The 22,385-nt window shown below is 69.6% G+C and carries 29 protein-coding genes; 11 read left to right on the top strand and 18 right to left on the bottom strand.

Annotation, left to right across the window (positions count from 1 at the left end; genetic code table 11):
• Positions 1–69 precede the first annotated feature (69 nt).
• On the top strand, positions 70–846 hold the full coding sequence (locus ACO06I_RS23565) for a TIGR00266 family protein (protein WP_421935053.1): 777 nt from the start codon (positions 70–72) through the stop codon (positions 844–846).
• 216 nt (positions 847–1,062) lie between these two features.
• On the top strand, positions 1,063–1,347 hold the full coding sequence (locus tag ACO06I_RS23560; RefSeq protein ID WP_421935052.1) for a hypothetical protein: 285 nt from the start codon (positions 1,063–1,065) through the stop codon (positions 1,345–1,347).
• Between the two features lie 75 nt (positions 1,348–1,422).
• Here the strand turns inward: ACO06I_RS23560 and ACO06I_RS23555 are convergent, their stop codons facing one another.
• Positions 1,423–2,034 carry a nucleotidyltransferase domain-containing protein gene (locus tag ACO06I_RS23555; RefSeq protein ID WP_421935051.1) on the bottom strand — a complete coding sequence of 204 codons (612 nt, stop codon included), beginning with the start codon at positions 2,032–2,034 and terminating at the stop codon, positions 1,423–1,425.
• Positions 2,035–2,222: 188 nt separating this feature from the next.
• Here ACO06I_RS23555 and ACO06I_RS23550 point away from each other — a divergent pair, with 188 nt between their 5' ends.
• The gene (locus ACO06I_RS23550) at positions 2,223–2,612 is read left to right on the top strand and encodes a response regulator (protein WP_421935050.1); all 390 of its coding nucleotides are present in this window, start codon (positions 2,223–2,225) and stop codon (positions 2,610–2,612) included.
• A 246-nt stretch (positions 2,613–2,858) separates the two neighbouring features.
• Here ACO06I_RS23550 and ACO06I_RS23545 read toward each other — a convergent pair whose 3' ends face one another.
• The 7 genes from ACO06I_RS23545 to ACO06I_RS23515 all read right to left on the bottom strand — a co-directional run bounded on the left by ACO06I_RS23545 (position 2,859) and on the right by ACO06I_RS23515 (position 6,821).
• Complete coding sequence (locus ACO06I_RS23545; protein ID WP_421935049.1) at positions 2,859–3,287, bottom strand: DUF1801 domain-containing protein; 429 nt, start codon at positions 3,285–3,287, stop codon at positions 2,859–2,861.
• Between the two features lie 26 nt (positions 3,288–3,313).
• Positions 3,314–3,724 carry a DUF1801 domain-containing protein gene (locus ACO06I_RS23540; protein WP_421935048.1) on the bottom strand — a complete coding sequence of 137 codons (411 nt, stop codon included), beginning with the start codon at positions 3,722–3,724 and terminating at the stop codon, positions 3,314–3,316.
• 5 nt (positions 3,725–3,729) lie between these two features.
• On the bottom strand, positions 3,730–3,942 hold the full coding sequence (locus tag ACO06I_RS23535; RefSeq protein WP_421935047.1) for a hypothetical protein: 213 nt from the start codon (positions 3,940–3,942) through the stop codon (positions 3,730–3,732).
• A 33-nt stretch (positions 3,943–3,975) separates the two neighbouring features.
• Positions 3,976–4,386, bottom strand: coding sequence for an SRPBCC family protein (locus tag ACO06I_RS23530; protein WP_421935046.1), 411 nt, complete (start codon positions 4,384–4,386; stop codon positions 3,976–3,978).
• The gene (locus tag ACO06I_RS23525) at positions 4,383–4,706 is read right to left on the bottom strand and encodes an ArsR/SmtB family transcription factor (protein ID WP_421935045.1); all 324 of its coding nucleotides are present in this window, start codon (positions 4,704–4,706) and stop codon (positions 4,383–4,385) included. Before ACO06I_RS23525 ends, ACO06I_RS23530 begins: the two co-directional genes overlap by 4 nt.
• Positions 4,707–4,798: 92 nt before the next feature.
• A complete protein-coding gene (locus tag ACO06I_RS23520) occupies positions 4,799–6,298 on the bottom strand; it encodes a sensor histidine kinase (protein ID WP_421935044.1) in 1,500 nt (499 codons plus the stop codon).
• 124 nt (positions 6,299–6,422) lie between these two features.
• Positions 6,423–6,821 carry a hypothetical protein gene (locus tag ACO06I_RS23515; protein WP_421935043.1) on the bottom strand — a complete coding sequence of 133 codons (399 nt, stop codon included), beginning with the start codon at positions 6,819–6,821 and terminating at the stop codon, positions 6,423–6,425.
• 122 nt (positions 6,822–6,943) lie between these two features.
• Between ACO06I_RS23515 and ACO06I_RS23510 the strand changes: the two genes are divergently transcribed.
• Positions 6,944–7,345 carry a YMGG-like glycine zipper-containing protein gene (locus ACO06I_RS23510; RefSeq protein WP_421935042.1) on the top strand — a complete coding sequence of 134 codons (402 nt, stop codon included), beginning with the start codon at positions 6,944–6,946 and terminating at the stop codon, positions 7,343–7,345.
• Between the two features lie 8 nt (positions 7,346–7,353).
• Positions 7,354–7,818 (top strand): hypothetical protein, encoded by a 465-nt coding sequence (locus tag ACO06I_RS23505; protein ID WP_421935041.1) that lies wholly within the window; start codon positions 7,354–7,356, stop codon positions 7,816–7,818.
• 35 nt (positions 7,819–7,853) lie between these two features.
• Here the strand turns inward: ACO06I_RS23505 and ACO06I_RS23500 are convergent, their stop codons facing one another.
• On the bottom strand, positions 7,854–8,015 hold the full coding sequence (locus ACO06I_RS23500) for a hypothetical protein (protein ID WP_421935040.1): 162 nt from the start codon (positions 8,013–8,015) through the stop codon (positions 7,854–7,856).
• An 89-nt stretch (positions 8,016–8,104) separates the two neighbouring features.
• Here ACO06I_RS23500 and ACO06I_RS23495 point away from each other — a divergent pair, with 89 nt between their 5' ends.
• The 3 genes from ACO06I_RS23495 to ACO06I_RS23485 are packed head-to-tail and all read left to right on the top strand — an operon-like array spanning position 8,105 to position 10,419.
• Positions 8,105–8,992 carry a LysR substrate-binding domain-containing protein gene (locus tag ACO06I_RS23495; RefSeq protein ID WP_421935039.1) on the top strand — a complete coding sequence of 296 codons (888 nt, stop codon included), beginning with the start codon at positions 8,105–8,107 and terminating at the stop codon, positions 8,990–8,992.
• Between the two features lie 56 nt (positions 8,993–9,048).
• A complete protein-coding gene (locus ACO06I_RS23490) occupies positions 9,049–10,116 on the top strand; it encodes a beta-N-acetylglucosaminidase domain-containing protein (RefSeq protein ID WP_421935038.1) in 1,068 nt (355 codons plus the stop codon).
• Positions 10,117–10,173: 57 nt separating this feature from the next.
• On the top strand, positions 10,174–10,419 hold the full coding sequence (locus ACO06I_RS23485) for a hypothetical protein (RefSeq protein ID WP_421935037.1): 246 nt from the start codon (positions 10,174–10,176) through the stop codon (positions 10,417–10,419).
• Positions 10,420–10,565: 146 nt separating this feature from the next.
• Here the strand turns inward: ACO06I_RS23485 and ACO06I_RS23480 are convergent, their stop codons facing one another.
• The 3 genes from ACO06I_RS23480 to ACO06I_RS23470 form a co-directional block, all read right to left on the bottom strand.
• Entirely contained in the window at positions 10,566–10,814 is a 249-nt protein-coding gene (locus ACO06I_RS23480; protein ID WP_304698915.1) for a hypothetical protein, read from the bottom strand.
• Between the two features lie 5 nt (positions 10,815–10,819).
• Positions 10,820–10,927 carry a hypothetical protein gene (locus tag ACO06I_RS23475; protein ID WP_421935036.1) on the bottom strand — a complete coding sequence of 36 codons (108 nt, stop codon included), beginning with the start codon at positions 10,925–10,927 and terminating at the stop codon, positions 10,820–10,822.
• Positions 10,928–11,013: 86 nt separating this feature from the next.
• Entirely contained in the window at positions 11,014–12,600 is a 1,587-nt protein-coding gene (locus tag ACO06I_RS23470; protein ID WP_421935035.1) for a hypothetical protein, read from the bottom strand.
• A 130-nt stretch (positions 12,601–12,730) separates the two neighbouring features.
• On the opposite strand from ACO06I_RS23470, the gene ACO06I_RS23465 reads away from it, so the two are divergent.
• Entirely contained in the window at positions 12,731–13,384 is a 654-nt protein-coding gene (locus tag ACO06I_RS23465; RefSeq protein WP_421935034.1) for a lysoplasmalogenase family protein, read from the top strand.
• A gap of 151 nt (positions 13,385–13,535) precedes the next feature.
• Here the strand turns inward: ACO06I_RS23465 and ACO06I_RS23460 are convergent, their stop codons facing one another.
• Positions 13,536–14,312, bottom strand: coding sequence for a hypothetical protein (locus tag ACO06I_RS23460; RefSeq protein WP_421935033.1), 777 nt, complete (start codon positions 14,310–14,312; stop codon positions 13,536–13,538).
• A 308-nt stretch (positions 14,313–14,620) separates the two neighbouring features.
• Between ACO06I_RS23460 and parS the strand changes: the two genes are divergently transcribed.
• Together parS and ACO06I_RS23450 are read left to right on the top strand one after the other, a co-directional pair.
• Positions 14,621–15,310 (top strand): type II toxin-antitoxin system Xre/ParS family antitoxin, encoded by a 690-nt coding sequence (gene parS, locus ACO06I_RS23455; RefSeq protein WP_421935032.1) that lies wholly within the window; start codon positions 14,621–14,623, stop codon positions 15,308–15,310.
• Positions 15,307–15,810 carry an RES family NAD+ phosphorylase gene (locus ACO06I_RS23450; RefSeq protein ID WP_421935031.1) on the top strand — a complete coding sequence of 168 codons (504 nt, stop codon included), beginning with the start codon at positions 15,307–15,309 and terminating at the stop codon, positions 15,808–15,810. The genes parS and ACO06I_RS23450 overlap by 4 nt, the downstream gene beginning before the upstream one ends.
• Before the next feature lie 131 nt (positions 15,811–15,941).
• On the opposite strand, the gene ACO06I_RS23445 is transcribed toward ACO06I_RS23450, so the two are convergent.
• From ACO06I_RS23445 to ACO06I_RS23425, 5 genes are all read right to left on the bottom strand, one after another.
• Positions 15,942–16,634, bottom strand: coding sequence for a M24 family metallopeptidase (locus ACO06I_RS23445; protein ID WP_421935030.1), 693 nt, complete (start codon positions 16,632–16,634; stop codon positions 15,942–15,944).
• Between the two features lie 142 nt (positions 16,635–16,776).
• Positions 16,777–19,422, bottom strand: a complete 2,646-nt coding sequence (gene metH / locus ACO06I_RS23440; RefSeq protein WP_421935029.1) for a methionine synthase — start codon at positions 19,420–19,422, stop codon at positions 16,777–16,779.
• Entirely contained in the window at positions 19,422–20,486 is a 1,065-nt protein-coding gene (locus ACO06I_RS23435) for a homocysteine S-methyltransferase family protein (protein ID WP_421935028.1), read from the bottom strand. Before ACO06I_RS23435 ends, metH begins: the two co-directional genes overlap by 1 nt.
• Positions 20,483–21,403, bottom strand: coding sequence for a methylenetetrahydrofolate reductase [NAD(P)H] (gene metF / locus ACO06I_RS23430; RefSeq protein ID WP_421935027.1), 921 nt, complete (start codon positions 21,401–21,403; stop codon positions 20,483–20,485). The genes ACO06I_RS23435 and metF overlap by 4 nt, the downstream gene beginning before the upstream one ends.
• Positions 21,400–22,371 (bottom strand): ArsR/SmtB family transcription factor, encoded by a 972-nt coding sequence (locus ACO06I_RS23425; protein WP_421935121.1) that lies wholly within the window; start codon positions 22,369–22,371, stop codon positions 21,400–21,402. Before ACO06I_RS23425 ends, metF begins: the two co-directional genes overlap by 4 nt.
• Positions 22,372–22,385 lie beyond the last annotated feature (14 nt).

Raw genomic sequence — 22,385 nt, 5'->3', positions numbered from 1 at the left:
GTCGCCCGACTTCCGCCATGAGGGCGAGGCTCCTATGGTCAGGCTTGATCCACCCCCCACGAGGCCGCCATGCGCTACGAGATCTCCGGAACGGTGATGCAGACCGTCGGCATCGACCTGGCGCCCGGCGAGACCATCTATAGCCAGACCGCCGCCATGGCCTGGATGAGCGACAATGTGCGCATGCACACCAACACCGGCGGCGGCCTGTTCGCCGGCCTCAAGCGCAGCCTCACCGGCGGCAGCTTCTTCATCACCGAATTCACCGCCGAGCGGTCCCAGGGCCACGTGGCCTTCGCGCCGCGCTTTCCGGGCTCGATCCTGGCCCGCCAGCTGGCGCCCGGCGAAAGCCTGATCTGCCGGCGCGAGACCTTCCTCTGCGCCGAGACAACCGTCACCCTGGAACTGGCCTGGCAACAGCGCATCGGCTCGGGCTTCTTCGGCGGGGCGGGCTTCATCCTGCAAAAGGTCACCGGCCCCGGCGTGGTGTTCCTCGACCTCTCCGGCGAGGTGGTCACCAAGACCCTGGCCCCCGGCGAGCGCCTGCTGGTCCATGCCGGCCACGTCGGCGTCCATGAGCCGAGCGTCAGCTTCGACATCCAGATGGTGCCCGGCTTCCGCAACATCCTGTTCGGCGGCGAGGGCCTGTTCCTGGCCAGCCTCACCGGCCCCGGCGAGGTCCACCTGCAGTCCATGCCGATCCTCAACCTGGCCGAGGCCATCGCCGCATACCTGCCCTCCGGCGAAGGCTCCGGGGTCGGCGGCCGCACGGTGGCGGGTATCGCCGGCGCGGGCATCCTGGGGAGCATCATCGGCGGCGTGCTGGGGGGCGGCGAGGACACCTGACGCGCCCGTTTTCGACGGTCCGGGCGGCGCCAACGCGCGGGAGCCGATCAGGCTCCGCGGATTTATCCACAGGCTTGGCACGAATTTGTGATCGGACCGGGAACGCGATCGTGATCACGGAGTTATGGTGATGCTCCGGCCTTGGCGGGAGCGCTGTACGCCACGCGGGGGTGGCGTTCAGCCCAAGCCATATCCCCCCCAAATTCGGAGATACCCATGCGTTTCGCCACCCTGATGACCGTCGCCGTTCTCGGCCTCGCCGCCGCCGCCTGCACCAAGAAGGAAGAAGCCCCGGCCCCGGTCGCCGCTGACGCCACCGCCGACCAGGCCGCCGCCGCCGCGACCGACGCCGCCGCCACCGCCAAGGACGCCGCCGACACCGCCACCGACGCCGCCCAGAAGGCCGGCGACAAGGCTGGCGACGCCATGCAAGCCTCCGGCGACGCCGCCGCCGCCGCGACCGAAGCCAAGGTCGACGCCGCCGCCGAACCCAAGAAGTAGGACGGCGCCGCTCGCGGCGTTGACCTAGCCGGATCAGGGCTCCGACCACCTCTCCAGGCGGTCGGGGCCCTTTTTCTATGGGCCCAGGCGCTCCAGCCAGGGATGGCCGGGATAGAGCCGCGCCAGGGCGGCCCTCAGCCAGGTCCGCGCCGGCGCCTCCAGCAGGGGCGCGATCAGGGCGAAGTCGGCCTCGTCCTTCGGCCGCGGCTTGGCCGCCTTGTAGAGCAGCACGCCCTCAGGCTTCAGATAGGGCGCCGTCGACACCCCCACCATCCGGCGTCTCGGCGCGGTCAGGCTCTCGTCGCGGCGGAAGATCCAGGTGTCCGCGTCGCCGGGCTCCAGCATGACGTCCATTCGCCAGGCCTGCCCCTCCCGCACCCAGGTCTGATGCCGGTGGGCCGGCGGCTCGGCGCCGGGGTCCAGGGCGCGGACCTCGCCGTCACCCACCACGTGCAGGGCGAAACCCGCCAGTCGGTCGCGCATCGCGGCGAACGCCGACCTCGGAATGGCGATCTCCAGGTCTCCGTGCGGGCGGCTCTGACGCCCCAGCCACAGGTCCAGCGCCCAGCCGCCCACCACGCACCAGGGCGCGTCCACGCCCGCCAGCCGCGCCGCGGCCGCCTCCGGCGTCCAGGCGTCCCAGGCCTCCAGCGGCGGTCCATCCCAAAGCGCCGACGTCGGCTCCATGCGCTCCACTTCCCGCTCCCGGCCCCCTCGCAAGCGCCGCCTCGCCCGTTGGCCTTGTGTGGCAAGGAATCCGCAGCCATCGGGCCAGGGAACCCAAAGTCGCCTATCTGACACAACCCCCGCAACCTTCGGGCGGCCTCGGCATTCATGGTGCACGGCGCGAGAGCCGTTGTCCGGAGCATGTCTCAGTGCGGGTGTTGATTGTCGAAGACGAGATCCTGGTCGCCATGGAGCTGGAGGAAACTCTCAGCGAACTGGGCCATACCGTCGTCGGGATCGCCCCGGACCGCCGCAGCTTCGAGGCCCTGGCCGGCGAAGGTGTCGATGTCGCCCTCGTGGACCTCAACCTCCGCGACGGCGAGACCGGCGTCGAGATCGGACGCGCCCTGGCTCAGCGTCATGGCGCGGCGGTGATCTTCCTCACCGCCAATCCCGGCCTGCTGGAGGATGGAGTCGCCGGAACGATCGGCGTCCTGCCCAAGCCCGCCTCGCGCCACGCCGTGGCCGCCGTGGTGGACTACGCCGCGCGCCGCAGCCCGATGCTCTCCCCGCCCGGCGAACTGCGCCTCTTCGCCTGAAGACGGGGGATTCAAATGGCCGCGGCGGCCGTTAACCATCTCGGCGCACCCCGGCCCTAAGCTACCGGCATGAGAACAGCCCAGGAATGTCTCGATAAGGCCGTGGAACTGCAGAACCGCGCCGACCTTTGCGGAGCCCCCGACATGAAGCAACGCTTCCAATATCTCGCCGACTGTTGGCGCGGTCTGACGCGGGAAGATGGCCAGTTCGGCCCCGCCGCCCCCACGGACCCCGCCTAGACTCCGTCAGGCGCGCTTCGGCTTGCGGACGGCCGCCCGCGCCGCGTTCAGCGCCACGGCGGCGCGAACGAGCGCCGTCAAGGCCGCCTCGTCGATCGCCTCGCCCTCGTGGATATCGATGGCCCGCCGCGTGTTCCCCTCCAGGCTGGAATTGAACAGGCGCGCCGGGTCCTCCAGGGCCGCGCCCTGGGCGAAGGTCAGCTTGACGACCGCCTTGTAGGTCTCGCCGGTGCAAAGGATTCCGTCGTGCGACCACACCGGAACGCCCCGCCACTTCCATTCCTCCACCACCTGCGGATCGGCCAGCTGGATCAGGCGCCGGACCCGGGCGAGGGTCTCGCCCCGCCAGTCGTCCAGGGCCTTGATCCTGGCGTCGATCAACTCGGAGGGAGAGGCGCCGCTGTCCTCGGGCGCGCCGCTGTCGGTCTTGATCATCGCTGTCGCCTTTTTCATCGTCGGTTTCACAGTCTGTCGCCGGGCAATCGGCTGGCCTGTCTCACCCAGTCCACGAACTGCGCCTCATCGAGCGCGTCGGCCTCGCCGATGTTGAGATAACGCGTCTCCTTGCCCTTGGACGCGCCGGGGGGAACCGGACGGAGCGACGCGCCGCGGAAGAAGGCCACCTTCACATAATGGGTGAAGCTGTGCAGGCCGAGGAACCAGCCCTGGCCCTCGACCCCGTACAGCGGTGAGTTCCATTTGACCGCCTTGCGCACGCCCGGGACGGCGCCCACCACAAGGGCGTCGAGGCGGCGGCCGAGGTCGCTCTTCCAGCCCGGCAGGGCCGCGATATAGGCCTGGACGGGGGCGTCGCCCTCCCCCTTCGCGATCTGCGGGTTGCCGCCCGCCAGGAGGGTCGGTCCCTTGCCCATCGCGCCTATCGCCCGCCGCGCCACTTGGCGGCATAGGGCGACACGAACATGTACAGGCCGGTGAGCAGCAGCACGACCAGCGGCGCCAGCGCCGAGAGGCCCACCCACAGGGAGGGCTTCTCCTGTCCCAGGCCGAAGATGACGACGATGTTGAGGGTGACGCCCGCCGTGAAGACGACGCACACCCAGCGGTGGATCTGACGAACCCAGGTGCTCAAGGAAACCTCCTCTGGAGACGCGTGGAAGCGGGTCTAGTCCGGTCGCGCCAGGACCTGTTCCAGGTTGTCGAAGAACCGCGGCCAGCCGGCCGTGGCGCCCCGGTAGGCCATCTGCTGATCGGGCCGGAAGCCCACCTGCTCCATGCGCAGCCGGGTCCCCGTGCTCGTCGGGGTGAGGGTCCAGGTGACCACGCTTTCCAGGCCAAGGCCGTCCCAGGTGTAGGACAGGGCCCGGTTGGCCTCCACCGTCTCGACCCGGCAGTCCACCGCGCCCCACTCGGCGCTGAGGCTGAAGCTGTGGCCCACCACCGGCTTGAAGTCGTTCTTCATCAGCCACTCGGCGATCAGGTGGGGCTGGGTCAGGGCGCGCCAGACCTTCTCCGGCGGAAAGGCGACCTCCCGCTCGACGGTCACGGAGAGGGTTTCGGCGGCTGTGGTGCTCATTGGTCCATCCTTCTGAGGAGATCTTCGAGTTGGTCGAACCGGTTTTCCCAGAACCCGGCCATCTGGTTGGTCCAGTCGATCAACGGGGTCAGGGCGCCCAGTTGCGCGCTGTAATGGGTCTGACGGCCCTCGGGCCGATCACGCACCAGCCCCGCCTGCTTGAGGACCGCCAGGTGCTTGGAGACCGCCGGCTGCGAGACCCCGGCCCGGGCGGTGAGCGCCCCTACCGTCTGCTCGCCCTCGCGGCACAGCCGTTCGAAGAGGGCCCGCCGGGTCGGGTCGGCCAGGGTCCTGAAGAGCACGTCGTGGGGGGTCGGCATCTGGATCGATAACCTTCGGGTTATTGGTCGACGTATAACCAGCGGGATATGCGTGAGTCAAATCCAAAGAAATGCGGCGGTGGCTCGCCGCCCTACTGGCTGACCCGGCTCGGCCGCGTATAGGCGGTGGCCGGCGCGCTCATCCGCACCACCAGGCCCTCGGGGCGCCATTCGCGGCTGAGGGTTCCACCGAGTTGCCCCTCCACCGAGACCTTCGACAAGGTCGAGCCGAAGCCCTCGGCCGGGGGCGGGCCGGCGATGGCGGGGCCGCCGCTCTCCGTCCACACCAGCTGATAGTCGTCGCCCGTCCTCTTCGCGGTGATGGCCACATGGCCGTCGGGGGTGGACAGGGCGCCGTACTTGGCCGCGTTGGTGGCCAGTTCGTGGAAGATCAGGGCCAGGGGCGTGGCCGCCCGGTCGTCGATGGCGATGTCGTCCCCGGCCAGGCTGATGCGCAGGCCGCCCGCCCCCTCATAGGGGGCGAACAGCTCCCCCAGCAGGGCGAAGGCCGTGGCCGCCCGCGCGGTGGAGCGCGAGGCGTTCGAGTGCGGCCGGACGAAGTCGTGGGCGCGGCCCAGCGCCATCACCCGGTCGCGAAGGGCGGCGGCATAGGCCTTGGATTGCGGATGGTTGCGGGCCGACAGCGAGATCAGGCCCGAGATCACCGCGAAGATGTTCTTGATCCGGTGGCTGAGCTCCTGGCTCACCAGTTCGCGTTCCTGGGCCAGGCGCTTGGCGTCGTCGATGTCGGTGCAGGTGCCGAACCAGCGGGTGATCTGGCCGGCCTCGTCGCGGATCGGCAAGGCGCGGCCCAGGGTCCAGCGATAGGCCCCCGAATGGTGGCGCAGCCGGTACTCGATCTCGTAGGGCTCGCCGGTCTCGAGACTGTGCGACCACAGCGCCCGGGCCCGGTCCTGGTCGTCGGGATGGAACATGCCGCTCCAGCCCTCGCCGTCGGTGGAGCCCGGCGGCGTGCCGGTGAACTCGTACCAACGGGCGTTGTAATAGTCGTGATAGCCGTCCGGCAGGGTCGACCAGACCATCTGCGGCATGGAGTCGGCGATCGCCCGGAAGCGGTTCTCCCCGTCCTTCAGCCGCACGGCCTGGGCCCGTAGGGCCAGCTGGGCCATGACCTGGCGGGCCAGGGCCAGCAGGGTCTCGGCCTGGTCGGCGCTCAGGCCCTGCGGCCGCGGCGCGGTGTCCAGCACGGCCACCGAGCCGATCGGCGCCCCGTCGGGGGCGTCCACCCGGGCGCCGGCATAGAAGCGCAGGGCCGGCGGCTCGGTCACCAGGGGATTCCCCGCGGTGCGACCGTCCTGGGTCAGGTCGGGGAACACCACCAGGTCATCGCAACTCAGGACGTGCTGGCAGATGGAGACCTGGATCGGGGTCTCGCTGATCTCCAGCCCGACCTTGGCCTTGAACCACTGACGGTCGCCACCGACGAAGCTGATGATCGCCATGGGCGCCTCGCAGACCAGGGCCGCCAGCCGCACGATGTCGTCGAAGGCGGTCTCCGCCGCGGTGTCCAGGATGCCGGTGGCCCGAAGGGACGCAAGCCTGGCGTCTTCGGTCCAGGCGCCTCTCGTCATCGCTTCGCTCACCCGCGCTCCATCCCTACTACGCCCACCTGGGCCTCGATGCATCGCACAGCTTCGCCGCGCGAACTTGGCGGTTTACGCTTAGGTCCCGCGCCCGGTTCCCTTTCCCGGCCCCTCAGGCGCTGACGCAGGTGCTCAGATTGACCGGGCCGGTGGGGCTGCGAACCCAGCCGCCGTCGACCTTGGTGAACTCCGAGAAGCCGGACTGGGTGCGATACTCGCTGCGCGCCGCATCCCAGCCTTCCCAGCTCATCGCCACCACCAGCTTGGCGGTGACGCCCTTGGCCTTGTCGATGGCGGTGAGCTCGCGCTCGCCCTTGCAGCCCACCTCGAAGCCCTGGCAGCCCGTGCCGTCGGACTTGGACAGGCAGGCCTTGTCGCTGGCCTGGATCTGCTTGTGCCAGGCCAGAATCTCGTCCTCCAGCCCGGCATACTTGTCCTCGGCGCCGGTCTTGGCCTTGGGGCTGCAGGCGGCCAGGACGGCCATGGCGGACAGGATCAGAACTCGGCGCACAGGTGTCTCCAGGTGAGCCCGGGCTTCTTGGGGCCAATCAAGGCGCCAGCATGGCGGCGCATCCATCGGCGACCCGGGGCGTTGTGTCGGCTGAGGGACTTTAGGATTCTGGAGGCTTGGCTATGCGACATCGTATTTTGATCTGTGGGTTGGCGCTCGCTGCGCTCACCGCACCCACCCTGGCCAGCGCGCGCACCGCCTGTGATCAACGCGCCCACGACCGGAAAGTGACCGGCACCGTGATCGGCGCCATCGGCGGCGCCCTGATCGGCAACGCGGTCAGCCACAAGAACGGCGCCGTCATCGGCGGCCTCGGCGGCGCGGTGGTGGGCAACCAGCTCGCCCGCACCAAGTGCGACACCGGCTACAGCTACAATCGTAACCGCACGAGCAACCGCGCCACGGCGTCGCGCAACAGCGCCTATCGCCAGGCGTCCTACGACCAGTGCCGCATGGTCAGCCGTCCCTATTATGACGACCGCGGCCAGGTCAGCTACTATCAGACCCGCGTGTGCGGCCAATGACTCCGGCCATGAAGACGGCGGGCCTGGCGGTGATCGCCGCCCTCTCCCTCAGCGCCTGTAGCGACAACGACGGCCCCAGGGTCGCCAAGGGCATCTGCACGCCCTTCGCCACGACGCCGGCGGCCACCACCACCACGGCCGGCGTCCCGGCCCTCACCCCGACGGTGAGCGCCGACGGCGCCGCCCCGGTGGAGGACTGCCTGCACCGCTGGGCCTACAGCCTGGCCGGCGCCAAGGACACCGCCGACGTGGTGGCCGAGGCCGCCGTCGCCGCCTGTTCCCCAGCGCTCTCCAAGTGGAACCAGGCGTCCCTCTCAGGTCCCGCCGGCCCGTCCGACGCGGTCAGCCTGATAACCGGCGAGCCCACCAGCGCGATCGCCGAACATCGCAACTTCGCGGCCACCCGCGCCCTGTTCTTCGTTGTGCAGGCCCGCGCCGGGAACTGCGCCCCGCCGCCGCCCGTGAAAAGCTGACCTGAACTCCCTCCCCAACCTGGGGAGGGAGCGCCTCAGTGCGGTCCCGCCAGCCAATGCAGATCTCCCAGCAGGGCGCTTCCCCGCGGGGGTTCGCCCCAGGGCCGCGCGCGCCGCTTGGCCCTCCGCGCCGCCAGGGCTTCCTGAATCCACAGCAGCCAGCCGAACGGCACGTCCCGTCTTCCCAACTCGTCCATCACCGGTCTCCTTATGTGCGGAGACGGTTTTCGGACTTTCGCGCCCCGGTGACAAAGCGGTCCTCCTGCTCTATGCATCAGGTCAGCTTATGTCAGACCCGCTCGCCACCCTGCCGCTCAGCGCCATCCGCGTCTTCGAGGCCGCCGCGCGCCTGAAGAGCTTCACCCGCGCCGCCGCCGAGCTGAACATCACCCAGGCCGCGGTCTCCTGGCAGGTGAAGGCCCTGGAGCAGCGCCTGGCCCAGCCCCTGTTCCGCCGCCTGCCCCGGGAGGTGGTTCTGACCCCGGCCGGCGAGCGCCTGGCCCGCGCCGCAAGCGAGGCGGTCGGCCTGCTGCGCGCGGCCCTCGCCGACCTCACCGACACCGGCGAAGGGGTGCTGGCCATCACCACCCTGCAGTCCCTGGCCACCGCCTGGCTCGCCCCGCGCCTGGGCGCCTTCCAGCTCGCCCATCCGCAGATCGCCGTGCGGCTGGAGGCCAGCGGCCGGATCGTCGACCTGGCCCGCGAGGACGTCGATGTGGGGATCCGCTCGGGCGGCGGCGAGTGGCCCGGCCTGGCCAGCCACTACCTGTTCTCCGCCGACGGCGCGCCGCTCTGCACGCCGCAGATGGCCCGCGACCTCAATCTCACCGAACCCCGCGACCTGCTGAAAGCGCCCCTGATCGGCCTGGCCAGCGAGTGGGACGCCTGGTTCGCCGCCGCCGGGGTGGAGGCGCCCTCCATCGAGGGCACGCCCCGCCTGGCCGCCGACGCCCAGACCCTGGAGGTGGCCTCGGCCCTGGCCGGCCACGGGGTGGCGCTGGGCTCGCCGATCCTGTTTTCCGCCGACATCGCCCAGGGGCGGCTGGTCTGCCCCTTCGAGGCCCGCATCAGCTTCGGCGGCGGCTACTGGCTGGTCTATCCCGCCGACCGCCGCCGCGCCGCCAAGATCGCCGCCTTCCGCGCCTGGCTGCTGGACCAGGCCGCCAGGGTCTAGCCGCGGGTCGTCGCGTCAGGCAGGCTCGCGGCCGTCACGCCTTGGGAGGGGCCGCCATGACCGTCGAGCTGGGGATCATCGAGGGCTATTACGGCGCCCCCTGGAGCTGGGCCGAACGCCGCGACCAGGTCAGCTTCCTCGCCCCCCACGGCTACGGCTTCTACATGTACGCCCCCAAGGCCGACCCCTGGCTGCGCCGCCGCTGGCAGGAGCCGCACCCGGCCGAGATGGCCGCCGAGCTGCTGGCCCTCTCCGACCACTGCGCCGAGCATGGGGTCCGCTTCGGGGTGGGCCTGAGCCCCTTCGAGCTCTATCGCGACTTCGACGGGCAGGCCCAGGACGCCCTGGCCCGCAAGCTCGCCATGCTGGACATGATCGGCATCCAGGACCTCGGGGTGCTGTTCGACGACATGCGCGGCGACCTGCCCGACCTGGCCGCCACCCAGGTGCGCATCATCCACTGGATCGCCGAGCGCACGGCCGCGACCCGGGTCATCGCCTGCCCCACCTACTATTCCGACGCCCCGGAGCTGGACCGCGCCTTCGGGGCCCGGCCGGCCGACTATCTGGAGGACTTCGGCGCCGCCCTGGATCCCGCCATCGAGGTGTTCTGGACCGGCGAGGAGGTCTGCTCCAAGGAGTTCACCCCCGGCCACCTGTCCCGCGTCGCCGGCCAGCTGGGGCGCAAGCCCTTCCTGTGGGACAACTATCCGGTCAATGACGGCCCGCGCATGTCGCCCCATCTGCACCTGCGCGCCTTCACCGGCCGTCCGGGCGCCATCGCCGACCACGTCGCCGCCCACGCGGTGAACCCGGCCCTGCAGCCGGTCCTCTCCCGCATCCCGGCCCTGACGCTGGCCGACAGCTATCGCCTGGGCGAGGACTACGAGTACGGCCAGGCCTTCCTGGCCGCGGCCCGCGCGGTGCTGGGGGAGGAGCTGGCCTGGCGCGTCCAGGGCCACCTGGTGCTGCTGCAGGACACCGGCCTCGACCGGCTGGGCGAGGCCATCCCCGCCCTGCGCGCCCGCTACGCCGCCCACGACCACCCCGGCGCCCGCGAGATCGTCGCCTTCCTGGACGGCGCCTATGTCATCACTCCGGCGATGATGGCGGCGGAACACTGATCTGCGAAAACGTGTTATCCTGGCTGCGGGGATACAACCGTTTTCGGAGGCCTATCCATGCCGTCTGAGTCCGAGGTCCACCTGCTCGATCACGAGCGCACCTATCACGTCTTCAACATGCTGGTCCGCTGGTCGATGGTCCTGCTGGGGACCACGATCCTGGTCCTGACCCTATGGTTCGCCACCCCGGCCGGCTTCCTGGGCGCCGCGGTCGCGGGCCTGGTGGCCTTCGGGCTCGGCTACTGGTTCGTGATCCGCCACGAGGCCCACCAGCCGCTGGATCTGTGGGTGGTCGGGCGCTGATCTCGCGAACCCAACTCCGTCATCCCGGCCGCAGCGAAGCGGAGAGCCGGGACCCAGGGGCCGCAATCAATCCCCCTGGGTCCCGGGTCTCCCCTGCGGGTCGCCCGGGATGACGGGATTTGTTTGGGGAAGGCCCTCCCCCCGCCTCAGGCCTCGTCGTAGGGCGGCGGCAGCTGGCCGGCCTTGAACAGGATCACCGGGGTCTCGTCATAGTCCCCCAGCTCGGCGTCGGCCGAGGCGGAGAAGGCCACCACCCCCAGCCGGGTGTCGGACAGGCGCTCGGCCTTGCGCCGCGCCTCCTCGGCGGACTTGCAGATCAGCACCTGTTCGGCCTTCAGACCCTTGCCCTTGCCGGCGATATAGGCCTGAACCAGGTGGACGGTCTCGCGTCCCACGCGCCCTACTTCTTCAGGACGTTAGGGGTCCAGCCGGCCGGGGCGGTGCTCTTCGGCTTCTCGGCCTTGGGCTTGCGGACTTCCTTGTTGCTCTTCTTCTGACCCTTGGCCATGGCGGTGTCCTTTCGCGCCCCGAAGCGGGACGACACACCGCTTCTCTAGCACATCCCCCTCGCCCGCTCGGGGAATTCCTGCGGGCCTACCGGCGGCCCGCCACCGGCGGCGGATAGTCCCGCGCCAGGGCGCTGAAGGCGGTTTCCGCGTCGATCACCCGCCAAGGCGTGGCGCGGAATTCTGGCGGCAAGGACTGAGGATCGACGAACACCACGTCGAGTTCCGTGGAATAGCCGTCCGGGAAACTCGCCACCGGAACGGTGTAGTAGGTGTTGGTGATCGAGTGCTGGGTGTCGCGCCGCGCCAGGATGACGAAGCCTGCGCGCCCGGCCTGACGCGCCAAATCCGCGGCGCGCATCACCGCCATCTCCTCCACCGCGTCGGGGGAGGCGATGGAGCTGCGGTACATCACCGTGGTCACCCCCGGCGCCGGCCCCGGCTTTTCGCTGTAGCCGGGTTTGTCCCCGACCCAGGGGCCGAAGTGGAAGGGCGCATAGACCGGGATCCGGGCCATGGTCTCAGCTCCGGGCAGGGTCGTGAGCAGCAGGCCCAGCTCCTCCTCGGGACGCCCCAGGGGCCTGGCGGGACCGGTGATCTCGGCCTGCGGACGCTCGCCCGCCGCCAGGGCCTCCACCGCATAGGCGGCGCGGTCGAGGGCGGCCCCGCCACGCTGGCCGATCGCCTGGTTGGCGCGCAGGGCGACGTTGGGCAGCCACTTGGACTTCACCGGCTTGCCGTTGACCATCAGGTCCGGCGGCGCGGAGGCCGCGCGCGCCACCCGGTCGCGGGCCTGGGCGATCGCCGCCCGGGCTTCCGGGACCCGACCGGTCTCGGCCAGGGCCACGGCGTAGGCTCCCGAGCGGGAGGCCCAGTAGACCTCCGTCGTCGTGCGGTTTTCGATGTTCAGGTCGGCCTCCTGGAAATCGTACATTGGCCGATTGGCGGGTTTCAGGCGCGGAGACAGGCTGGGATAGAGGGTGATCGCCTCGTTCCAGCGGCCAGCCTCCATGGCCTCCACGAACAGGCCGTCTATCCGCTGCGGATCCAGCCGCGCCTGGGCCTGCAGGGCGGCCCGCACATCCGCGCGGGTGCCGCTGCGGCCCATCAGCACCGTGGTGGCGATGGCCGTCTGCCGCGAGTAGGGACGCCAGCGCCGGCTCTCCGTGGCCAGGGCCCAGGCCTGGCGACGGTCCCCCATCATCCCCAGGGCGTAGGCGCGGACATAGGTCAGGCTGAGGCCCAGGCTGCGGGGATAGTAGAGCTCCGTCCCCGGCCGGGCCGTCTGTTGCGCCAGGTCCAAGGTCTGCAGCGCGCCCCGCGGGTCGTTGGCGGCCAGCTGATGCAGGGCCCTGCCCTGCAGCAGGCTGACCCGGCGCATCCAGTAGGCGGGCGCCAGGATCGGGTCGGCCAGGGCCCTGTCGCAGGCGGCGAGCCCGGCCTGACCGGCGCCGGTCTGGCTGCGAACCATGTCGCCCCCCGTCGCGGTGACGAAGATGCGCAGGGCGGAGGCATAGGTGGTCATGCCGTCGCCGGACTTCGATGGGCCCCCATAGCCGTCGCAGGCCTTCCAGTCGGCCGGCGGGGCCGTGCCGGGCGGCGGTGCGGCCACGGCGGACGTGGCCGCGCTCAAGACGCCGGCCATGGCCAGCGTCAGCAGCATCCTGTTCGTCATCAAGTCCCCCAACGGCCCGCCTTGGCCCATCCCGTCCGATTCAACAGACGGTTGCAACACCGGCGCCAACCGGCTTGGGCGCCCAAGCGTCAACCGCCTAAGGTGCCGCCACCTGAGGGGGGAAACGAAGATGGACCGGCCAAGCCTGCCTGCGAGACTCATCCTGGCCTGCGCCATCCTGGGCGGGGTCAGCTTCCTGGCCTCGGCCTATCTGGCCCTGCCCGATCCAGCCATGATCGCCTGGAAGGGCTCGGGCGTGGCCCTCCTGGCCCTGTACGCCGCGGTCCGCGCCAAGAGCCTCGACGGCTGGCTGCTCGTGGCGGTCATGGCGCTGGGCGCCACGGGCGATGTCCTGCTGGAGACCCACGGCCTGGTGACCGGGGCCATCGCCTTCCTGGCCGGCCACCTGGTGGCCATCGCCCTCTACCTGCGCAACCGCCGCCCGAGCCTCAGCCGCAGCCAGCTCCTGCTGGCCGCCCTCATCGTGCCCGCCACGGTGATCACCGCCTACCTGCTGCCCGGCGACCGCGCCGGCGCGCCCGGTATCGCCCTCTACGCCACCGGCCTGGCCGTCATGGCGGCCACCGCCTGGATCAGCCGCTTCCCCCGCCTGAGCGTGGGCCTCGGCGCCCTGATGTTCGTGGCCTCGGACCTCTTCATCTTCGCCCGCACCGGCCCCCTGGCCGGCCTCGCCTGGGTCAGCCCGGTGGTCTGGGCCCTCTACTTCGCCGGCCAGCTGCGCATCTGCCTAGGCGTGGTGGGGACCTTGGCGCGGCGGGACTAGTCTCATCAAGGTGTCATCCCGCAAAGCGCGCAGCGCTTGTGCGGGACCCAGACGCGCGGGGTTCTCTGGATAGATCGGTGAATATGGGCCCCGGTCTTCCGCGACGCGGAAACCGGGATGACAACGGGGTGGGCAAGCCGAACGGCCGCCCTCACGGCGTACTCCACCAATCCGTCTCCGGCTCCACCTTCGCCAGCGGCCCGCGCCCGATGGTGGCCAGGGCCTCGTCCTCGGTCATGCCGAACTCCTGGACCACCACCACCCACGGCGGCTTGTCCGGGTCTTCCTCCTCCGGCGGCAGGGGCCGCCGGACCCCGTACTTCTTCGGCGCCAGCATCGAGGCGGTCCAGCGCAGGGTCTTGATGCGCAGGGCGTCGGCCCGCGCCGTGGTCTCGGTGGACTCGAGCGCGATCTCCAGCATGGCGTCGGCGAAGATGTCGGCGGCCACCGCCTTGGCCTTCAGATAGGCGTCGTGAAAGCCGTCGTCGGCCCGGATCCAGTGATAGATTGTGGCCGCGCAGGGCATGTCGGGATCTGCGCCCACCGACAGCACCGTCTCCCCGCCCGCGATCCGCCGCAGGATCACCCCGCCCAGTTCGTCGGTATAGGTCGGGACCCGGCCGCCGCGCTGGTCCTTGCGCGGTCGCAGGGCGCGGCGCCAGCGCCGGTCCTCATCCTCCGCCCGGTCCTTCGCGACCCGGCCGCGCCGCGCCTGGTCGCGCGCCGCCTCATAGGCCGCCGCGAACCCGGGCTCCCGCGCCCGCCACTTGTAGATCGCCTGCACCGAGGGCATCCCCGGCTCGCGCCCCAGGGACGCCTCGCTCTGCCCGCCAGCGATCTTCTCGCAGATCAGCTTTCCGAGCGCCGGCGTATAGCGCACCGACGGACGACGATCGGGACGCCCGAGGGGCGGCGACTGCGACGACATGGACACCTGGACGATGATTGGGGGAGACTCGCAGCCTCTCACGGACCGGTCGATCCGTCAAGAACAAACCGGGAACATCAGGTTTCGCCCTCGGAGGTCTGGCTATGATGCGCCCGGGGGCAGCGAACGCGGATGTCTTGCAGCCACCGGCGACAGCTGTCATCATTGAAGTGGACAGTTGACGCTCGATAGGATGCGATGTGGCGACCAAGCCTCATACCCCCCGTGACAAAGTGAGGAGCGGCGGCGGCTATTCCGCAGGAGCGGACTCCTGGAGCGTGAGAGGAATTGATCCCAAGGCTCGCGAGATGGCGGAAGGCCAAGCTCGCCGGTTCGGCATATCGATTGGCGAATGGCTAAACAGGGCCATCCGCGACGAGATAGCACCCGAAGCATCGACTACGGCCCCCGGCTTCGGACGCCTGGGAGACCCCGCGGACGAGGCGATGGCGGCGCTGGATCGCAGCCATGCGGGCCATACTGCCTACGCGCTGTCAGCCATGGAAGCCAATCTACTCGCACACGGGGCTTTTGCGGACAGCGCTCGGCTCCCCGCAATCTGGACACGCGTTGCTGAACTTCTCGGCGGCCTGGCGATCCTGCGCCGCGACGTTGAGGGCCCTCTTGATGCGCACGAGTTGCTTCAGGATGGCCTGCCTGCGCGGGCGCTGACGCACCTCGTTGATCACGTTCAACTGCTCCGTTCGCCCGATCAGTTCGAGAAGGCTGTTGGTATGAGCCAGCGCACGCTTCAACGGCGGCGGGAGGAGCTACATCGGCCGCTGAACACCGAGCAGAGCGGACGGGCGTGGAAGTTCGCTGAAGTCCTTGCGAAGGCGACGGCAGTGTTCGGCTCGCAGGCCGAGGCGGAGCTGTGGCTACAGCGTCCCGCCATGGGCCTGAACCAGAACAAGCCACTCGACCTGCTCTCCACGGCCGCAGGCGTCGAGGCGGTCGAGGAGCACCTTGGTCGCCTTGAGTACGGCGTCTACGCGTGACGCCGTTGCCCTCCCCCTTGGGGGGTTCGGAGGTCATCGCATGGCGGCTTGATGAGGCTCGCTTCGCGCCAAGTTGGGACAGCGGAGAAGGGGGATACCTCTTTGGCGGACGCTGGAACAGCAAAGGCGTTCGAGCCGTCTACTGTGCGCTTGACCCGTCGACCGCCATTCTTGAGGTGGCGGTGCACAAAGGGTTCAAGACCCTGGATACGGTTCCCCATGTCCTGACCGCCGCCCGCATCAAAGACCCGATCTCAGTAAGGATTGTTCAGCCGGAAGATGTTCCTAACCCGAACTGGATGCGCCCTGGCGTACCCAGTGCTGGTCAGCAGAGGTTCGGAGACGACCTTCTCAACGCGCACGCCTTCGTCGCCATTCCAAGTGCGGTGTCGTTCCATAGCTGGAACCTCGTGTTCGTCGCGGCGACGGCGAGGGGCAGCTATGAGGTGGTCTTGCAGGAACCCTTCGCCTTGGACACCAGGCTCCACCCTCCAATCTGAGCGGTTGGATCGCATCCGTGAATCGGTGTGAGGTTCACGTTCCCGGTTTGGGCTCTGTAAGGCTAGACTCGCCGACGGCCGGGCGCGCGAAGATTGTATTTCGGCGACAGAGCGGACCGCGCGTCCCGCCCCTACCGGCTCAGCAGCTCCTCCGCGAACGCCCCGAACCGCCCCTGAGGCTCCACCAGGTGGACCTCCAGGATCCAGTAGCGGACCCGTCCGTCGGCGTCGGGGGCGCGCATGGGCATGTCATTGCCCGGCGCCACCAGCGACACCGACCGCTCGCCCGGCAGCGCCGTGTGCGGGAACTCCCCCACCAGGTGACCCGCGATCTGGCCGCCGAATTTCCAGCCGCGCCGCTCGGCGGACGCGTGCGCCAGCGCGTAGAGCTGCGCCCCGGTGATGTCGGGGTCGCCCTCGTAGAAATCCCGTAGCTCGGCCCACACCAAGCCCAGGTCCCGGCGCAGGGCCTGCTTCACGGGATCATCCCCCAGGACGAAGGTGCGCCCGAAGTCGGCCTCCCAGTCGTCGAACACCGGGCCGAAGTCGAGGAACAGGATGTCGTCGGCCGCGATCCGCAGGTCCGGGGTCGGGTCGTGAAAGGTGGCCACGGTGTTGGCGCCGGTGCGCACGACCTTCCGGTGCCAGTGGGCGCTCACTCCGAACTGCGTGGCGGCCAGGGCATGGATCTCGTCGGAAAGCTCGCTCTCCAGCACGCCGGCGCGCACCAAGCCCTGCGCCTCTATGGCGGCGAACAACGCCTCGGCGCGCGCCTGCGCGGCGTGGAGGCTGGCCAGGCGGGCGGGTTCGTCGAAGGCGGTCATGACATACTCCCAAGAGTGTCATCCCGGTTTCCGCGCAAGCGGAAGACCGGGACCCAGAAGCACTGATCTACCCGGCACGCCCCGCGCGTCTGGGTCCCGGACAAGCGCTGCGCGCTTTCCGGGACGACACTTGGGACTGGGCCTACTTCCCCCGCTCGTAGTTCAGGATCGGCGCCAGCCAGCGCTCGGCGGTCTTCAGGTCCCAGCCCTTGCGGCGGGCATAGTCCTCCACCTGGTCCTTCTCGATCCGCCCGACGCCGAAATAGTGGGCCTCGGGATGGGCGAAATAGAGCCCCGACACGCTGGCCGGCGGGGTCATGGCGAAGCTCTCGGTGAGCGCCATGCCGGTCTGGGCCGGGGCGTCCAGGATGCGGAACAGCTCGGCCTTCTCGGTGTGGTCGGGCTGGGCCGGATAGCCCGCGGCCGGGCGGATGCCGCGGTACTTCTCGCCGATCAGGGCCTCGATATCGAAGGGCTCGTCGGGGGCGTAGCCCCACAGCTCGGTGCGCACTTTGCGGTGCATGGCTTCCGCGAAGGCCTCGGCCAGGCGGTCGGCCAGGGCCGCGGCCAGGATGGCCGAATAGTCGTCGCCCTTGTCCTTGAAGGCCTTGGCGATCTCGGGCTCGCCGTGGCCGGCGGTGACGGCGAAGCCGCCGATCCAGTCGCGCTGGCCGATGGGCGCCACGAAGTCGGCCAGCGCCACATTGGCCCGGCCGCCCTCCCCCTTGGACATCTGCTGGCGCAGGCTGTGCAAGCGGGTGAGTTCGGTGGTGCGGTCCTCGTCGGTCCAGACCACGATGTCGTCGCCGTCGGAATTGGCCGGCCAGAAGCCCACCACCCCGCGGGCCTCGAACCACTTCTCGGCCACCAGGGTCTTCAGCATCGCCTGGGCGTCCTTGAAGAGGTCGGTGGCGGCCTTGCCCACCACGTCGTCCTCCAGGATCTGCGGATAGTGGCCCACCAGCTCCCAGGACGCGAAGAACGGCGTCCAGTCGATATATTGGGCCAGGTCCCCCAGGTCATAGGCGGTGAAGGTGCGCGTCCCCAGGAAGCTGGGGGGCGTGGCCTGCCACTCGGAGACCTTGAAGCGGTTGGCCCGGGCGTCGGCCAGGGTGGCGCGGGCCCGGTTGGTGTTGCCGCGGGCGAACTGCTCGCGAACCTTGGCGTAGTCGGCCCGGGTCTCGGCCTGGATGCGGTCGCGCTCGTCCTTCGACAGCAGGCCAGAGACCACGCCGACGGCGCGGCTGGCGTCCAGCACATAGGTGGTGGAGCCGCCCTGATAGCCGGGCTCGATCTTCACCGCCGTGTGGGTCTTGCTGGTGGTCGCCCCGCCGATCAGCAAGGGAATCGTGAACCCGCGCCGCTCCATCTCGGAGGCGACATAGACCATCTCGTCCAGGCTGGGCGTGATCAGGCCCGAGAGCCCGACGATGTCCACCTTCTGGGCGATGGCCTCGTCCAGGATGCGGTCGCAGGCCACCATGACGCCCAGGTCGATGACCTCGTAGTTGTTGCACTGCAGGACCACGCCGACGATGTTCTTGCCGATGTCGTGGACGTCGCCCTTGACGGTGGCCATCAGGATCTTGCCGGCGTTCTCCCGCGGCTTGCCCTCCTTCTCGGCCTCCATGAACGGCATCAGGTAGGCCACGGCCTGCTTCATCACCCGGGCCGACTTCACCACCTGCGGCAGGAACATCTTCCCCGAGCCGAACAGGTCGCCCACCACGTTCATCCCGTCCATCAACGGACCTTCGATGACGTGCAGGGGGCGCTCCACCGACTGGCGGACCTCCTCGGTGTCGGCCTCGATATAGTCGGTCAGGCCGTGGACCAGGGCGTGGGCGAGGCGCTTGGCCACCGGCAGCTCGCGCCAGGCGAGGTCGGGCCCCTTGGCCTCGGACTTGCCGCCCTTGTACTTCGGAGCAAGCTCCACCAGCCGCTCGGTGTTGGAGATGTTGGTCCGCTGCGGCCGGTTGAGGATCACGTCCTCCACGGCCTCGCGCAGCTCCTCGGGGATGTCGTCATAGACCGGCAGGTCGCCGGCGTTGACGATGCCCATGTCCATGCCCGCGGCGATGGCGTGATAGAGGAACACCCCGTGGATCGCGCGCCGCACCGGCTCGTTGCCGCGGAAGCTGAACGAGACGTTGGACACCCCGCCCGACACCCGGGCCAGCGGCAGGGTCTGCTTGATGATCCGCGTCGCCTCGATAAAGTCGACGGCGTAGTTGTTGTGCTCGTCGATCCCCGTGGCCACGGCGAAGATGTTGGGGTCGAAGATGATGTCCTCGGCCGGGAAGCCCACCTCGTCGACGAGAATCCGGTAGGCCCGGGTGCAGATCTCCACCTTGCGGGCGCAGGTGTCGGCCTGGCCCTGCTCGTCGAAGGCCATCACCACCACCGCCGCGCCATAGCGCAGGCAGGCCTTGGCCTGTTCGCGGAACTTGTCCTCGCCCTCCTTCATGGAGATCGAGTTCACGATCCCCTTGCCCTGGACGCACTTCAGCCCCGCCTCGATCACCTCCCACTTGGAGGAGTCGATCATGATCGGAACCCGCGCGATGTCGGGCTCGGCGGCGATCAGGTTCAGGAACGTCTTCATGGCCGCGACGCTGTCCAGCAGCCCCTCGTCCATGTTGATGTCGATCACCGAGGCGCCGGCGTCCACCTGCTGGCGGGCCACGCTGAGCGCCGCGGGATAGTCGCCCTCGGCGACAAGCTTACGGAATTTGGCCGAGCCGGTGACGTTGGTCCGCTCGCCGACATTGATAAATACAGGGCGCATCAGGCGAGTTCAAAAGGCTCCAGGCCCGCCAGGCGCATGGCCTTCGGGCGTTCGGGAATGGCTCGCGGCTTAACACCCTTCACGGCGTCGGCCACGTGGCGAATGTGATCGGGGGTGGTGCCGCAGCAGCCGCCGATGATGTTCACCAGGCCGCGCGCCGCCCACTCGTGCAGCTCGTGGGCGGTCTGGTGGGCCTCCTCGTCGTACTCCCCGAAGGCGTTGGGCAGGCCGGCGTTGGGATAGGCGCTCACCAGGGTGTCGGCCACCCGGCTCAGTTCGGCGATGTGGGGCCGCATCAGGTCGGCGCCCAGGGCGCAGTTCAGCCCGATGGCGAAGGGCTTGGCGTGCTTCACCGAGTTCCAGAAGGCCTCCACCGTCTGGCCCGAGAGCGTCCGGCCCGAGCGGTCGGTGATGGTCCCGGAGATCCAGATCGGCAGGGGCTCGTAGCCCTCGTCCTCCATGTCCAGGATCACCTTGATGGCGGCCTTGCAGTTGAGTGTGTCGGTGATGGTCTCGATCAGGAACAGGTCCACCCCGCCCTCGTGCAGGGCGATCATCTGTTCGCGATAGGCGGCGTAGACCTCGTCGAAGGTCACCAGACGCGCGCCCGGATCGTTCACGTCCGAGGACATCGACAGCATCTTGTTCAGCGGCCCCACCGAGCCGGCCACGAAGCGCGGCTTGTGCGGCTCCTTGGCGGTCCAGGCGTCGGCGCGCTCGCGGGCGATGCGGGCGCCCTCGAAATTGATGTCGCGCACCGCGTCCTGCAGCTCGTAGTCGGCCTGGGCGATGCTGGTGGCCGAGAAGGTGTTGGTCTCGCTGATGTCGGCGCCGGCGGCGTAGTACTGGTCGTGCAGGTCGCCGACGATGTCGGGCCGCGTCAGGCACAGGATGTCGTTGTTGCCCTTCAGCTGGCCCGGATGGTCCTTGAACCGCTCGCCCCGATAGTCGGACTCGTCCAGCCCCCGCTTCTGGAACATCACCCCCCAGGAGCCGTCCAGGATCAACACGCGCTCGCGCGATATTTGCTTCAGTTTTTCAATACGTTCCGAGCGCGCGCTCATGCGGCGATCTCCTTCGGCTCTTCCCGGATTCCCAGCACGCGACAGATCGCGTAGACGAGGTCCGGACGGTTCAGGGTGTAGAACTGGAAGTCCGAGTAGCCCTCCTCGGTCAGCCGCGCGCACATCTCCGCGGCCACCGAGGCCGAGATCAGCTTGCGCGTCTCCGGGTCGTCATCCAGGCCTTCGAACAGGTTGCCCAGCCAGTCGGGCAGGGTGATCCCCACCGGCCCAGCCATCTTCTTCAGGCCCTTGAAGCTGCTCACCGGCATGATCCCCGGCGAGATCGGGATGGTCACCCCCGCCGCCCGGACCTTGTCCATGAACCGCAGATACCCGTCGATGTCGTAGAAGAACTGCGAGATGGCCCGGGTCGCCCCGGCGTCGATCTTGGCCTTCAGGACGTCGATGTCGTGCTCGATGGTGTTGCCCGGATAGCCCTGCGGATAGACGCTGACGCTGACCTCGAAGTCACCGATCCTGCGGATGCCGGCGGTCAGCTCGGTGGCGTTGGCGTAGCCGTCGGCGCGGGGGACATAGACCCCGCCGATCTTGCCGGGCGGGTCGCCGCGGATGGCCACGATGTGGCGGATGCCGGCGTCCCAGTAGCCCTGCACCACCTCGTCCACCTCCTCGCGGCTGGCCTCCACGCAGGTCAGGTGGGCGGCGGGCTTCAGGCCGGTCTCGTTGAGGATCCGCACCACGGTGCGGTGGGTGCGGTCCCGGGTCGAGCCGCCGGCGCCATAGGTCACCGAGACGAAGGACGGGTTCAGGGGCTCCAGCCGGCGGATCGCCTCCCACAGGCTCTCCTCGGCCTCCGGCGTCTTGGGCGGCGAGAACTCGAAGGAGACGGAGGGCCGCTTGGCCAGGCCCGCCCCGGCGCGGGCGATGGGACCCAGCGCGGTCTCTAGCGGGCTCATGCGGCGGTCCTCTCGGCTTGGCGGACGCGCTCGGCGGTCCAGATCTTGACGGTGAGCCCCTCGCCCCGGGCGGGCGGCAGGGCGGAGGCGCGGACCTTGGTCAGGCCCGCCTCGTTCAGCCAGCGTTCCATCTCGCTCTCGGCGAAGCCGAGGCGGCGGTGCTGGTGCTGCTCGCGCAGGAACTCAAGCGTGTGGGGGGCGAAGTCGACGATGATCAGCCGGCCGCCCTCGGCCACCAGGCGGGCGGCCTCGCGCACGGCGGCGGCAGGGTCCCCCAGATAGTGCAGCACCTGGTGGACCACCACCAGGTCGGCGCTCTTGCCCGGCAGGCGGGTGCCGAAGATGTCGCCGTGGCGCAGCTCGCAGCGCTCCAGCCCGGCGTCAGCCACGTGCCGCCGCGCGATGTTCAGCATCTGCTGGGAGAGATCGAGCCCCACGGCGGCCTCGGCGTGGGGACCCAGCAGGGTCAGCATGCGGCCGGTGCCGGAGCCGAGGTCCACCAGCCGCTTGAAGGGGCCGGGGCCGGCCACCTTCAGCACCGCGGCCTCGACAGCGGTCTCGGAAACATAGAGCGAGCGGATCTCGTCCCAGCGGGCGGCGTTGCGGGCGAAATATTCACCGGCCTCGGCCGAGCGCTCGGCGCGCACCGCCTGCAGCCGCTCGGCGTCGCGCAGCAGGATCGGGTCGGCGGGATCGACGCTGGCCAGGGTCTCGTCGGCCAGCCGCCGGGCCAGGCCGCCGGCCACCAGCCGGTAGAAGACCCAGGCCCCGTCGGGGAACCGCTCCACCAGCCCGGCCTCGGCCAGCAGTTTCAAATGGCGGGAGACTCGCGGCTGGCTCTGGTCCAGAACCTTGCAGAGTTCCAGCACCGCGAGCTCCTCGTGGGACAGCAGGGCGAGGATGCGCAGGCGCGTCGGCTCGCCCGCCGCGCGCAACACTTCCACAGCCTGGATCGCCGAGAGACTCATGGGCACATAAAGAT

Origin of the sequence: Phenylobacterium sp. (genome assembly GCF_965229015.1) — a bacterium.
Taxonomy (GTDB): domain Bacteria; phylum Pseudomonadota; class Alphaproteobacteria; order Caulobacterales; family Caulobacteraceae; genus Phenylobacterium.
This window is presented reverse-complemented; position numbering and strand designations above follow the sequence as displayed.